The organism is Clostridium sp. MCC328 (assembly GCF_018785465.1).
Lineage (GTDB): Bacteria > Bacillota > Clostridia > Lachnospirales > Lachnospiraceae > Pilosibacter > Pilosibacter fragilis.
This window is the reverse complement of the sequence record NZ_WQPW01000049.1, coordinates 1-14946: the sequence shown is the minus strand read 5'-3', so window position 1 is coordinate 14946 and position 14946 is coordinate 1. Positions and strand designations below refer to the sequence as shown.

Below are 14946 nucleotides of genomic sequence, written 5' to 3'. Positions count from 1 at the left end.
GATGACTGGTAAGTCTCTGTTGGTAAGAGAGTAAGAGAACTTTGGCGCAATAAGATCCTGTTACATAAAAACAGTTCCGGCGATATGGACAGAAGTGTCTGTATGCCGGGACTGTTTTTATGTAACAGGAAATTAAGGTAAAAGAAATCTTGCATGGCATTATTCCCGTATGATATCAAGCAGGGTGTCATCTCTGGTTTCAAACCATTTCATAAAGGCATACCATTTTTTGCCATAAGACGTATGCTTACGAACAAAAAATGCATAGACGATCATGATCACCGCTATCTCGATCATTCCGAAAACAAGTCCAAATGCGAATATATCGGTTATTTTGTTGGATTCATCATTAGAAATCACGCCTTTTAGCTGGTTTTGGTCATCTAATAATAAGGTTAATGCTCTCTGATGCGGAAAGTCTGTATCAAGATTTAAGCCAAGCCCGGCGACATCATATTGATAGGAGCTGCCTTCTGTATACATTACCGTGGTCGGATTGGTTCGCACTCCTCCTTTAAAAGTCGTTGCATTATAAGCTGTCAGCAATTCATTTGTCTTCAGATGCTGGATGTGATGGCTTAACAGTACAGTGCCACAACAGATGATTATGGATATAAAGATCCAGAGAAGGCAATGGAATATCATTTTCTTAAAGGCGTTTGTTACCTTTGCATAGGTTGCATGATGTGAACTACTCGGTAACTAAGTTACCAGAGCATCTGAAATCTGGCGGGATACCGCCAGATTTCAGGGTGCGTCCATGACACCACTACTGCTTGCCTTTCGGCTATACAGCTACTTTTATTATTTCTGGATTCTTTAGTCCGGTTACGGACAGTTCATTCTGCTTTCCGGATACGGAAAGATATTTTCGCAGGATATTAAATGCACCTACTGCATCCGCATTATATCTTATTCCATCCGTTATATACATGCCCCGCTCTTTTCGGTTTGTTGCTTCTGCATATCTTTTTGATATTTCTGATGAAAATGGGCTACACTGGCTGGTATAGCTTTCTTCCTGTTTTATCAGTGGAATTCCATACAGTTTCAGTTTATATTCCAACATGATATAAAGTTTATTATACGGCAGTCCGTGAAACTTCTGGTTTGTCTTTTGCCCCATGTCTTTTTCTTTACGGATATTTCGGATATCTCCTATGACTACACAGCTTATCCCTTCTTTTCTACAATATTCTGCAAGCCATCTGGTCACCTTATGGAGGTAATTCTTTACTGCGTTTTGTTTTTTTTGATAAAGCTTCTTGATATGTTTCGATGATCGGAGATATTTTATGCCTTTCCCCGACTGCTGTGTATACCATATTGATTGAACTCTACTGATTTCTTTGTGAAAGTGCCTTTCCAACGAAAGATATTTCCTTCCAAGAATAAAAGTCCGGCCATTTCCGGAATCATAACAAGTCATCAGATTATGAAGCCCAAGATCAATTGATAAATAATGGTCATTCAGTGAAAGCGGTTCCGGCTCTTTGACCTCATAGATAACGATAAGGTCACATGTCCCATGTTCCGGTGGATAGATTCGCAGCTGCTTTATGTGATCCATGTTCCTGAAAATTTTATTTTCAAGATATAGAAATTTTTCATGAATCCCGTAAGTTTCTTCCATATAGCTTTTCAGACCCTTTGACAAAGACAGCCGCAATTGGTCTGAGCCCTTCTCGTGCCGGATTCCCATCTGCATGTAAGTAATCGGTATATTGTCCTGTTTAAATCGCGGTGGATTTGGATCTTTGATCCCGCCGGTCTTTTTAAGGGCATAAAAAGAGCTCCAGGCTTTATCTAACTGCTTGCAGGTCTCCTGCGCTGTCTGTGACGGAAGCTGTCTATACCACAGATCTCTCTTATGCACCTTCTTCTGATAATACCAGTCAGGATACTTCTCCAACCCCAATTCTTTATATCGACGACGTTCATAGTTGCAGACATTCCAGAGTTTGGAAGCAGCATAACACATATGCCCTATGATATTAGAATATTCCGGCCGGATATTGACAGATGTTCTATGCGACAACAGCATTACTCTCCCTCCATTCAGACAGCCATGCAATGAATATTTACAATTCACATTGAATTAATACGACTTGCTCTGATGCTCAATATAACGGCGAATATTTTCCTTCGATACCGCTCCGATTGTCTCCACATAATAGGAATGGTTCCACAGTTCTCCCTTCCACAACTGGTTTCTTATTTCCGGAAAACGTTCGAATAATTTTCTGCCGGTGATCCCCTTCAGATACTTGACAATTGCTGTTATTGACAGCTTTGGTGGAGCCGATACAAAGCAATGGACATGATCTCCTTCACCGCATTCAAACAAATGAACGGTAAAGCCTTTATCGTCAGCTATCTGCTGCACCAGTTCCTGCAGATATTCCTCAACTTCCGGGCTTAATATCTTCCGTCTGTATTTCACCGACCATACCATATGGTAGTTAATATTGCACACACAGGTTCTGTAATGTATTAGATTTTATTTCATGCATATAGTATATCATACCCAGCAAAAACATGCAATAAGGAATCGAAAATATGTTCGATTCCTTATTGCATGTTCCAGCATTGATGTCATAAAACTTAAATGACTTAAATGTGAATAGTAAAAAATCTCATTATACTAGTTATGATGTGCAGATATGCACAATCCTGCGCTTTCATCTCGGTAATTGAATTACCGAGGATTCCCGCTTATTGTCCTAAAGCCGCTGCAACTTCATCAAAATTAATAGCAGTATGTAGAAATAAGCCTGCATTACTCATCGGTTATCATTCCCTTCCGCATACAGGTAAACAGGTATGCCATAAATGCTTCTTTTGTCTCTTTTTTCTTTCGTCGGCTGCAGAAAAGGCAGGAGCCGTTTTTTAAACGGACAGAGCCATCCTCCTCCACAGAGATCACCTGCGAAAAATTGAGGAGGAGACTGCGGCCGCTCATATAAAAACGTCCGCCCTTTGGCAGCAGCGCCATTAGATCCGAAAAAGAGAGGCGCGTGGCAACGTCCCCCTTTAACGTGTGGATGATCAGGCGGTGATTCTGCGTTTCCGCGTATAAAAAATCATCCAGAAGAATCCGCTGGCAGGATGACTGCCCCTGTCCAAGGACAGCCTGAATCTCAATATAAGCCGGTTCGGCCCGAAAAGTGCGGATCTCATTGAGACACCAGGCCAGTGTGTCCGCATCCACCGGCTTTAAGAGATAGTCAAGCGGATGTACCCGGTATCCCTCAAGGGAATAGTCCCGCTCATTGCTCACAAAGATAAGAGGTATCCGCGCGGCAACAGCTCGAAGCTTTTCGGCTGTTTCAAGCCCGTTTAGGCCGTTTTTTGCAAGCATAATATCCATAAATACGGCGTTGAAAAGACCGGGGCGGAAAGCCTCTAAAAAGGACTCGCCGCTCTCATAGTAGGTAAAATCAGCCATTTCTCCATATTTCTCGAAATTCTTCTGTATTAAATCGATCAGATGCTTCTGATCGAAAACGCAATCTTCCACAATAGCAATATGCATCATCACTGCAGCACTCCCTTCACCACGATGCTTCTGAACCAATTAGGTCGAGGTTTGACCATTTGCGTCGAGGTGGTTTTCAGAAAAACACGTAATTGATATACTATTAGTATAGAAGATTATGCGAAAAATGTAAATATTGCGGGAACTTGATGTTTATCTCAGTCGAGAAGACTTCCACCGCTTTTTGGTGATAGTAATAGCAAATTTGTCTCAATGGGAGGAAAATGGTATGAGAAAAAAATCGAAACGAATTTTAGCAGCTGCATTGTCAGCTATATTAATATGGAACACATGTGAATGGCAGCCGCAGGCGTTGGCGGCCGGTTCGATGCAGCGGATCGGGGCTGAAACGGAGGCAGATGATACTGCGGAAACAGCAGAAAAAGAAGCTGCATTAAAAAAATCTGCATTAAAAGCCTCTCCGTCGGATGCTTCTCCGTCGAATGCGGAAGTAAGAGATAACCGCGGCGAGTCAGGTGCAAACGGAGCACCAAACGGCACAGCAACAGGAGCAGAGACAAAAGCAGAGATAGAGGCGTTTCTGGAGCTGGATGAGGCCATTGCAGTGCAGAAGCTCTCTCTGGGGGCCAAAGAAAGCGATATCGTTCTTCCGGATACTCTGGAGGTTCGGATGAAGCAGGAAACTTTAGAGGATGCTCAAAAAGCAGAAGGCGAGCAGCAGATAGATGCGGAAGCTGACACCGAAAAAGAAAACTCGGAGACGGAAGCAGATGAGGATATCAGCAGGATTTCCGGCGTGACATGGAAGCTGGATATCAATGAGAGCGACTATCCGGAATTTCACGGCGGGATCTCCCCACAGGATTATTTTGAAGAATTTGACGAGGACGGAGAGCCTATCGAAACCTCCGATAAGACCTGGGCAGGCTATCGTGAGGCAAACCAGGACTACAACGGCTGTGCCTATGTCTACACACCGGTTCTGCCGGAGGAATATCCGGTGGGAGAGGAGGCAGAGCTGCCGGAAATCTGTGTTCTCGTAGGAGAGATGCAGCTGATGACTCTGGCAGGAGGGGAGTATGATCTGAATAATAACTATCTGAACATTAACAGCGATAACCGAAATGACTTTAATGGAAAAACCATAACCGGCAGCTATTGCCCGAGCACCCAGCCGAGGGATTATTTAGACATTAAGGGCGGTATCACAATTGATAATGTTACGGTCGATCTGACCATTAAAGATGTAACGATCAAATCCGGTGGCGACGGTGCCAGAGGATGGGATCTGGCTGGTATTTACCTGAAAGGCAATGCCCAGCTGAATCTGACCTTAGAGGGAGACAATACACTTTTGGGGCTGGAGCATGGAGCCGGAATTGAGGTGGAAAAAGGGGCAACACTGGTTATTACGGAGCAGAGTAACGGAAGCCTGAAGGCAGTGGGAGGTGCCTATGGGGCCGCCGGTATCGGAGGAAGTGCCGGATCAACAGGTTACGAAGGTACAAATGAGAACTATAGGACAGGAAGGATTATAATCAAGGGTGGAAACATTGAAGCTAAAGGTGGAGCTTATTGGGTTTCCTATTCGAGGGATTATCATGGAGGAGCCGGAATCGGAACCGGTCGGTATGGAATCGGCGGAACCATTGAAATACTGGGTGGAACGATAACCGCAGAAGGAGGAAAGCAGACAGGAGCCGGAATCGGAGGCGGAGCTGGTGGAGGTGTAGACACGATCGTGATCGGCGGGACGAAAGGCGAAGCTCCCAATATAGCCGTATCTTCTTATAATAATGGCGAATCAGGATATCTGGGAGCTGCCATCGGCACCGGATGGAATGGAGTGAGTGGTTTACAATTATCCTGTGGCGATATCCGGACATTAAGTGGATCTGTGGAGGTAACGGGAGGAAATATTGGTTATGGAGTGTTACTGCCTGTTGATGGAAATAGCATGGAAGGCGGCAGTATCACTATTTCCGAGGAGGTGCAGCTGAAGCTGCCGCTTGAAAGCAAAATTGAGCCCCGGGGAGAATGCACCTACGGGAAAAAAACATTCCGGATCACCGCTTATGATAACCAGCTATCAGGTGGAACCTATCAGGCTGACATATCCCTGTATCGGGAGAATGATACAGAAAGAACAAACCCGGTTTATCAGACAAAGGCAGAAATGACCGTCTCCGGATTCATGGGAACGATACCGGATATAACCCAGTGGATAGGCCATTCCGGAAATATGCAGATGGTTGTAGAGCTGACGCCTTCCGGTGGTGGGACAGGTAAGACGATGGAGGGAATGGTTGTTCTGAACAAGGGAAAGGATGAAACCATCTCCGTCACACTTGGAGAAACCGCCTACCAGAAGACAATGGATCTGACCATCCATGATGGCCGTTTGAGGGATGGTAAGAAATATACCCTGACAGCTCAGATCGGGAAAGAAGCAAGCGAAGGCGGCACTGCACCGGATGTAGTAATCTATTCATCTAAAAAAGCTTCCGGTTATCAGCTAAAGACGGATAAAGTCAGCTGGTATACGCCTCTGTCCGGAGAGGTTCCGGTATCGGTTCAGGTACAGGAAGAAGGAGGGGAAGGAGAAAGTAATAGCTTTACAGTAACAGGAACCCTCACGATGAAGTCAGAGGAGGAAACGAAGCTTTCCCTCACCATCGGAGAATCCCTGTATCCTGTCCGGTTCCACTTCTATTCATCAAAGGTGCAGGCGGCAGCAAATGTATCCCTGACAGCCGGACGGCTGGCTGGAGCTGCTTCAGAAGCTCCGGTGGAATTAAAGCAGGACAAAGGCCAGTTTGCCTTTGACGGGAAGCTGACAATTGATGCAGAAGCAGGCAATCATGCATATGCTCTGGCATATCTTCCGGCCGGAAATTACCGGTTTGTGATAAATACAGGTATTGCAGGTTTGGGCAGCTCCGGTGGAAGCTTTACTCTGGACAGCGAAACGGTAAAGGCTGAGGCTGCCGGAACGGATATTACCATATTAAATGAGGCAGAGGCACTGGAGGGAGAGCTGGATCTTTCCCTTGGAAATATATCTTTTTCCGAGGCAGATGGTAAGCTGACAATTTTATATTCTAAAACAGATGGTTCCGGCCAAGTGGTTACAGATAAGCTAATAGACCAGTCCTATGATAAATGCTATCGGATCACTTCATCTGAGCTGGTAAAGAATTATCATCTCTCTGTGAATACCCCAGCTTCCGAGGAATTAAAGCTCGTATTAAAAAACCTTACGATTACACCGGCAGAGGCTATCGCACCGATTCAGATAAACGGAGAATCCCATGTGACTACCTATCTGGAAGGGGAAAACAAGATTTCGATTAATAAATCAGCATCTTCATCAAGGTTCACTGTTTCACCTGCCGGCATCAGTGTGGCGAAGGATGCAAAGCTTACGATTGACAGTGAGCCGGGACAGCCGGGCTCCATAGAGGTGCTCAATAATACAACGGTAGACAAGACTGGTGCAGCAATTGGAGGAAATGGAGAGCAGGATGCAGGAATTATTCACATCAAGGGGGGAACTGTAACTGCAACTTCCGCTTCTGGTTCTGACGGAGCTGCTATCGGTGCTTCGTCAGAAAAAAATGTAAAAGAAATACGGATCAGCGGAGGAGTTGTAACTGCAAAAAGTAGTGATGGTGCCGGAATCGGAACAGGAAGTGCTACGAAGGATAGAACCGGTAAAATCGTGATAGAAGGCGGAACGGTGAATGCAAGCTCGTGGAAGGGTGCCGGAATTGGAAGCGGTTCTGGATATGCCGCTGGAAGCCCAGCGATAATTGCTGAGATTGAGATTCATGGCGGAATGATTACAGCCTATTCTTATTCTGGAGCCTGCATCGGAAGTGGTAGAGACAGTTCATCGAGAGTGCTGATTGACGGCGGCACAATATGCTTAGATAATAAAGACGCATGGAGTAGGAACGCTGCTCATATTGGAAAGGGGGAAGAGAACTCTACATGGGCACCAACCGATGTGAAGATTACGGGTGGAACGATCCATCTGATCAATGCGGGTGCATATATAAAAAGCCCTATGATTTATGGCTGGGAACAGGCTGCAGATGGAACACGGCAGAAGAATACACCAAAAGATGGGAACGGTAACCCGGTTTATTACACCACTGCGGATCTGACCGGTATCTATGAGAATAACGTACTGGTTGAAAAAGCAGATATTGAAGGAAGCTCCTACGGCTTTAAGGATGTCCGGACAGATTCCAGCGGAAAGCTCTATATGTACCTTCCGGCTTCGGAGACAGTGAAAGCCTCCTTTGGCGGTGTGGAATTTACCGGAAAGGTTGAGGCAGGTAAGGATGAGAATGTATTGGAGCGTGAACAGACCGCTATTGATTATCAAAGGGAAGTCCTGAAAAATATGGCTCTGTATGATCTCGAATATGCGGAATCTCAGAATGCCACAACCTGGACAAGAATCTCGGCAGGCGACGAGGCTTCTCTGACGGAAATTCTGGACAATCAGCCGGTGAGTGCGACAGAGATTACTCTGTATGTGCGAAAGGCGGCTACAGGTTCCACCACAGAAGGTGAAGCAGTCGAGATAAAGATTCCGGCAAGACCGGCAAAACCGGCCCAGATACAGGGAACAGATGTAACGAAAGACAGCTACTCCATCAGGGTAAAGGGACAGGGCGTTTCCGGTTGTGAGTACGGAATTTCAGAATCTGCGGATGGTGAGCTTCAGTGGCAGACGGGGAAGACGTTTACGTCGCCGAAGCCAGCTCACACCTATTATATAACCCTTCGTGTGAAAGCAACAGAAAACAGTTTTGCATCGAAGCCAGCGGATCGTTTGGAAGTGACAACACCGGATGCATTACTGATCGACGGTCCCGCCGGCAAAGTTTCTTTTGAAACGACGGGAACCTATGGACAGACACTTGATCAGATTCCGGTACAGTTGGCAGAGGGATTTCAGGTTGTTAATTATAGTAGATCACCGGTTTCTGGAACATGGAGCTTCAGTGCGTATCAGAAAGGAACGCCCGCTTCATCCATTTATCCGGAGGTAAAGGGAACAACTGCATATCAGGTAGAATTTATACCGACTGAAACATCAGAAGGGCAGTATGGAGAAACTTTGACCCAAAGTGTGACTCCGGAGATATCTCCGAAAGAGTTGACCGCAGTTATTACGACGCCTATTGAAAAAGACTATGACGGAAGTACCGATATCGCGTTAGAGGCGACGGTGAAGATAGGTGCTTCGGGTCAGATGTATACCATCAGTGGCCTGAAAGGAAGCTTTGAAGATGCCAATGCTGGAACTGGTAAGACGATAACCATTGATTCCTCAGAGGCAAGGGTTGAGACGGGTGAGAGTGCAGTGAATCTGCAGAATTACCTTATCACATATCCAGCTCAGACCGGAACTATCCATCGGATACCGGGTTCGGTTTCAATCGATCCGCAAGCATGGACCGGAGAAAAAACCTATGGAGATGACAGCTTTTCCTTGACAGGTGTGAAGAAAGTGGGAGATGGAGCTCTGAACTATACAAGTTCTGATGAAACGGTTCTCACTGTGGACGCACAGGGACAGGTGACCATCAATGGTGTCGGTTCTGCAGAGGTAAGCATCACCATGGCAAAGGGAACGAATTATCTTGGCACAAGCACACCGGCAAAGAGAACGATCACCATTGAAAAAGGAACACTCACCCTTGCCTTAACGGCTGTGAACCGGAGTACCGGAGCGCAGCAGCCGGAAGGGATTCTCGGAACCTACGAGGATGATTTTGATATCATTGCAAGTATTCAGGGAGCGTATGGTGACAAGCTGCAGGGTAAGATCCGCTTCTATGACAATGGAAATCAGGTTCCGGATACGATCCCTGTAGGGGAAGCTGGAACTGCGGTTCTCAACCTGACGAAGCCGGGAGTCGCATCCGTAGGAACGCACCGGATGACAGCCGAGTTTGATTTTGACACTTACGATGTGTGGGCGGACAAATACAACACGCCTGCTCCGGCTGCGCATACCTTCGCGATCGGAAAGGTGGCTGCACCGCAGATCACCTGGCCGACGGCAGCGTCGGTGAAGGCGGGAAGTCCTCTGAGTGATTCTGCCTTATCAGGAGGAAGCACCGAATACGGAAGCTTTGCCTGGAAGAATCCGGCCTTAACGGCACAGGCGGGCACCCATAGCTACGAGGTGGTATTTACACCGAATGAATGGGCATCCGCTCGTTATGAGATCGCAGCGATGACCGGTACGGCAGAAGTGACAGCAACGGAAGAAAAGCCGGGCGAAACGGAAAAACCGGGCGAAACAGGCAAACCGGGCGAAACGGAAAAGCCGGGTGAAACGGAAAAGCCGGGCGAAACGGAAAAGCCGGGTGAAACGGAAAAGCCGGGCGAAACAGAAAAGCCGGGTGAAACGGAAAAGCCGGGCGAAACAGGCAAGCCGAACGAATCGAACAGAACGGATGATTCCGATGATTCGGATGAGCCGGAAAGACCGAGTCGCAACAACCAGTCCTCCGGACAGGATAAAACCTCCGGCAGCGGTGCAGTCAGCCACGATTCAGTCAAAGGAACGATCGACAGTATAACAGGAATTATCACAGGAGAAACAAACAGCTTTGTCAATGACGGAAAGAGCCATTGGATGATGGATGAGCATGGCTGGTGGTTACGCTTTGCAGATAATACCTATCCGAAGGGAAGCGTGCGTGATTCCGGTGGTGTTTCGCATTGCTGGGAGCAGATCAACGGAAAATGGTGGGCCTTTGATGAAACGGGTTATGCCAAGACAGGCTGGTTAAGGGATGAGGATTACGGCGGCTGGTTCTATATGGATCTGGAACACGGCATGCAGACCGGCTGGGTGCTTCTCGATGGAGTCTGGTACTATTTTAACCCGATTTCCGATGGAAAGAGAGGGATTATGTACGCCGGACAAAGGACACCGGACGGATACTATGTAGATAAAAACGGTGTCTGGGACGGAAGAAACAAGCAGTAAAACGAGTTTCAAGCTGAATGTCCGTGGGACTTGGCGCGTGATTCTGGTCAGCGAAGCTGACATGCTTCTATCAGAATCACTGCGCATCTTCGCGGAGAGATGCTCTTGCACTAAGTATAGAATAATCCGGAATGGATCCGCAGGCTTTGGGAATCCTTCCGGATTTCTATTTATTTTTTTTTGTGCCAAAAAACAACAATTCGTGTGTATTTGCTTGACATGTCGCGCGGATTATTAAATAATGAAAGCAGAGCAATAGGCTGACTTTATGAGCGTACATTAAAGTGAAAAGGAATCAGAAAGGGGCGTTGTGGTAATGAAAAATACACGAAAAGCAGCTGCGGTCTGGCTGGCCATGTCGTTGGCAATATCGACAGCTTTTGGGAATACAGCATGGGGAGAGATCCGGCCGGATACAGAGAATAACCGGTGTGTCCATGTGCATACGGCAGAGTGCTACAAAGATGCAGACAAAACAGCAACTCCATCCCAGATCGGAAAGGAACCTACGGAATGTACCCACATTTGCAGCGTAGAAAGTGGCTGTATACGGGATACAGAGAAGGAAAATAATGAGAATGCCGACACGTTGGATGCTGTTGCTTCCAATACAGGCGAGGATGATTCTAAGAAAGAGCAAGCAGGAGAAAAAGCCGCAGACCGGAAGGATTCTTCTGGTAATGCAGATGAAAATAAAAACTTAAACGATGTGCCTGCTCAGAACGAGGCAGCACTTTCTGTCAGCACGCCATCCAATGCGAAAGATACCACAGCCACAGGTGGAACCGTCACACAGGTTTCACAGACGAAGATCCTGTCATGGTCATGGTTTGATCCGGAGGAAAATCTGCTTGATGGCAGACTGGAGCTCACCGGAATCACTGAGGAAGCTCAGCCATCCTTTACAGAGATCATCGAGTATTTACCATCGGCCATTATTGCCCGGGTAGAAGAAGGCAAAGACGGCGAAAACGTTGAAGATGGGGAAGAAAAGAATCTGCCAATCACCAACTGGAGCTGCCCGGAGTATGTGCAGGACGAAGAAGGCCGCTGGCCACTGGAAGGCACCTATGAGTTTAAGGCAGAACTGGAAGAGGGATATGAGCTGGCAGAGGGCGTGGATGCGCTGGTGGTGGAAGTGTCTGTGGTGGGAGACCAGACGGCGGTGATTGATGATGGATGGGATGTTTTACGTGTAAGCCCGGCTTCAGGAGAGGACTCCATAACACTTAAGTTTAATGGGACAGATTTTTGGAGTTATAATAATGGTTTTAATAATATAAAGAATCGGACAAATATAACGGTTGACTCTTTGGGACAAGGAAATGATGGTCAGTATAAATTTCGGTTAACATTAAATGATACTTCAGCAAGTAATATTACTATAGCTAGTGGAGACTGGGAAATCGTGTTAAATGGTAATAATCAGCTGGATGGGAAAGGAAAGTCTTGTGGTGGAATAGGACTTTACATTACTGGCTGGGGAACCCACGCAACAATTGTTGCAGGAACTGGAGATGCATCTCTAACTGCTAATGGCAATCAAACATCAGGTAGTGGTGATGGATCCTGCGGGATAAAGGTTGAAGCAAATTTAACAGTACAAAGTGGAAATGTTGTAGCGGTTATGAAAGCTACGGGTAAATTTAATGATGCGTCTGGAGCGATTTGTGTAACTGGAAATGGAACCTTAAATATTAATGGAGGGTCAGTTACTGCAAAAGGAAATGGAAAGTATGGTTTATATGCAACTGGAACAATTAATATGTCTGAAGGCAACTTTGAGATTACTGGAGAAAATAAGATAGCAGTGGACCATGAGCCAAATTCTAATTTTACACTTGCAGGTGGCACAATTAACATCACCTCCCCGACTGGTCATACGGGACTTAGTACAAAAGGCAACCTGACGATTAAAGGTGGGAGCATGAAAGTAAATATTCTTGAAATAGTGAATAATACTACAATGACAGTAGAAGGAGGAAGATTAGAGACTGGAGGAATAAAGATTGGAGATAATGGTAAGCTGATAAATAGAGGAGAGCTTATTGCAAATGGTAATTTTGAAGGAAATGGAACAATTGTAAATACTGGTACAATTAGTGGAAGTGGAAATGTGCCGGAAGGAAACAGAACAGATCCTGGTAAGATCACATTCACCCATCCTGCGGAGGTTCCATATAATGATGGATTGGTATTGAATGTCAAGGCTTGTGCGAATATTAAAAAGCCAGAGAATGCAGGTGCGTTGACATATGAAATTCTTAATGAAAGCACAGGAAAAGGAACTATTGATACGAATGGTCTTTTGACGGTTAAAAAGATAGGTACGTTTGTAATTCAGGTTACAACAGAAGGGACAGGAGTCTATACACCTGCAAAGCCGGTTACGATAACATTGAAGGTTACTCCGGGAACATTTCCTACTGGGTGGGACTTGAAGGTGGAAGCTGCTAAGGGTGTATATAATGGTGCAAAAGGATATCCAGCAGCTACAATCACAACAACTAATATACCAGCTGATGCGAAGTATGAATATCAACTGGCTGCAACACAGGATAGCAAGCAATTGTCAAACCAGTGGTTGTCAGAATGCCCTAAGATTATAAATGTAACGTTTGATCAGTATGTATTTGTAAAGGTAATAACGGATAATTACGAGTCGAAAGTATTTCGTTCCAAAGATCCAATAAATATTGAAAGACGTGAGTTTACGAAGGACAATGTGGCTGTAACGGTCAATCCACAAACGGTCGTTTATAATGGAAAAGTCAGAAATTCGGAAATAAAAGTAGAAGCGTTTGAAAATTGGTCAGATTCTTCTGGAAATAAAGTTGACAGCGCGGATTATACAATATTGGGTTGGACAGATAGGGATGGAAATCCAGTTAAAGAGTTAAAGGATGCTGGAACATATATCGTTCGACTGATGGGAGCTAAAAGAAATTACTGGGAAGGTGTGATGGACGCTTCATTTACAATCGAAAAGTGCAAATTAAAATCACAAATGACAGGAGGCCCGGTAGATAAAGTCTACGATGGGACTACGGATATTACAGAGGAACAGGGTGTGTTCGTTGAACTTTGGAATGATTCTGGTGTGCCTGATCTCCAGGATATTCATGCGGACCAGGTCCAATATGCATATCGGAGCGCAGATGTTGGAGAACACTATATAGATGCGACAATCATCACGTTAGCGGGTGATAAAGTGAATAATTATGAGCTGATAAACGAGACTTCATCACTGAAGGGCGTTATCAAGCCACGTGATTTCGCGTCCATGACGGTATCCGCAGCGCCGCTCACCTACAACGGCACCGAGCAGCAGCCGAAGATCAATGCTTCTGTGGAAACCGGTCTTGAAAATGTAAGCCCGGATGCAACATTTATCTACTCGAAGGACGGTGTCAATTACCAGAGTGAGATCCCAGGCTTTACATAGGCGGGAACTTATCTGGTGTATGTGAAGGCGTCCATGGCGAATTTCAATGACGCAGTCAAAACCGTTGCGGTGACGGTGACTCCGAAAGAAAGTTCATCCGGCGGTAATTCCGGAAATAATTCCGGCAATAACACGTCCGGAGGCAGCGGCTCCAATAGCGGAAGCTCCGGAAGTGGAAGCTCCAGTTCAGACGGCGGCAGCTCCGATTATGATGATCCGAACGAAAGTAGTGTTAAAGTAACCCCGGATCCGTCCAACAAGGTTACGAGAGACAGTCAGAAGGGCTACAGGAATGTGGAACAGGGCGTCATCACCGGCGCATCCAATCAGACCGTGAACGATGGCTACAGCCATTGGATGAAAGACGCCAAAGGCTGGTGGCTCCGCTTTAGTGACGGTACATGGCCAATGGCCGACCGCACCGGCGCATATCATTGGGAGAAGATCAACGGAAAATGGTGGGCCTTTGATGAAATGGGTTATGCTAAAACAGGCTGGTTAAGGGATGAGAATTACGGCGGCTGGTTCTATATGGATCCGGAACACGGCATGCAGACCGGCTGGGTGCTTCTCAATGGAGTCTGGTACTATTTTAACCCGATTTCCGATGGAAAGAGAGGGATTATGTACGCCGGACAAAGGACACCGGACGGATACTATGTAGATAAAAACGGTGTCTGGGACGGAAGAAACAAGCAGTAAAGCGAGTTTCAAGCCGAACCTCCGTGAGACTTGGCGCGTGATTCTGGTAAGAGAAGCTGACATATTCCTGCCAGAATCACTGCGCAGGAAAAAATCTGCTAAAATTAAGCTTGTTAGGCGTTTCGGTGAACGCTATAATAAAAAAGCATTAATCGGCATCGGAAACAGAAAAGCAATCGAATTGAAAGGATTCGATTGCTTTTTTAAAGTGCGCCCGGCGGCGCACGTTTCTAGCGGGTGCAAGTCCCGAATCCGCCCGGTAGTGGGAAGGATATAGCC

Annotated in this window: 7 protein-coding genes; 3 read left to right on the top strand and 4 right to left on the bottom strand. The window is 46.1% G+C overall.

The window, feature by feature from the left end:
* Positions 1-159: 159 nt before the first annotated feature.
* From GPK83_RS08525 to GPK83_RS08510, 4 genes are all read right to left on the bottom strand, one after another.
* Positions 160-546 (bottom strand): hypothetical protein, encoded by a 387-nt coding sequence (locus GPK83_RS08525; protein WP_215704548.1) that lies wholly within the window; start codon positions 544-546, stop codon positions 160-162.
* A 241-nt stretch (positions 547-787) separates the two neighbouring features.
* Positions 788-2044 carry a transposase gene (locus GPK83_RS08520; RefSeq protein WP_275950622.1) on the bottom strand — a complete coding sequence of 419 codons (1257 nt, stop codon included), beginning with the start codon at positions 2042-2044 and terminating at the stop codon, positions 788-790.
* A gap of 54 nt (positions 2045-2098) precedes the next feature.
* Positions 2099-2494, bottom strand: a complete 396-nt coding sequence (gene tnpA / locus GPK83_RS08515) for an IS200/IS605 family transposase (protein WP_345941789.1) — start codon at positions 2492-2494, stop codon at positions 2099-2101.
* Positions 2495-2779: 285 nt separating this feature from the next.
* Positions 2780-3538, bottom strand: a complete 759-nt coding sequence (locus GPK83_RS08510) for a LytTR family DNA-binding domain-containing protein (RefSeq protein WP_215704546.1) — start codon at positions 3536-3538, stop codon at positions 2780-2782.
* A 229-nt stretch (positions 3539-3767) separates the two neighbouring features.
* On the opposite strand from GPK83_RS08510, the gene GPK83_RS17130 reads away from it, so the two are divergent.
* The 3 genes from GPK83_RS17130 (at position 3768) to GPK83_RS08495 (ending at position 14667) form a co-directional block, all read left to right on the top strand.
* On the top strand, positions 3768-10520 hold the full coding sequence (locus GPK83_RS17130; RefSeq protein WP_215704545.1) for a YDG domain-containing protein: 6753 nt from the start codon (positions 3768-3770) through the stop codon (positions 10518-10520).
* Between the two features lie 316 nt (positions 10521-10836).
* Positions 10837-13965 (top strand): YDG domain-containing protein, encoded by a 3129-nt coding sequence (locus tag GPK83_RS08500; RefSeq protein WP_215704544.1) that lies wholly within the window; start codon positions 10837-10839, stop codon positions 13963-13965.
* A gap of 33 nt (positions 13966-13998) precedes the next feature.
* Complete coding sequence (locus GPK83_RS08495; protein ID WP_215704543.1) at positions 13999-14667, top strand: hypothetical protein; 669 nt, start codon at positions 13999-14001, stop codon at positions 14665-14667.
* The last annotated feature ends 279 nt before the right edge of the window (positions 14668-14946 follow it).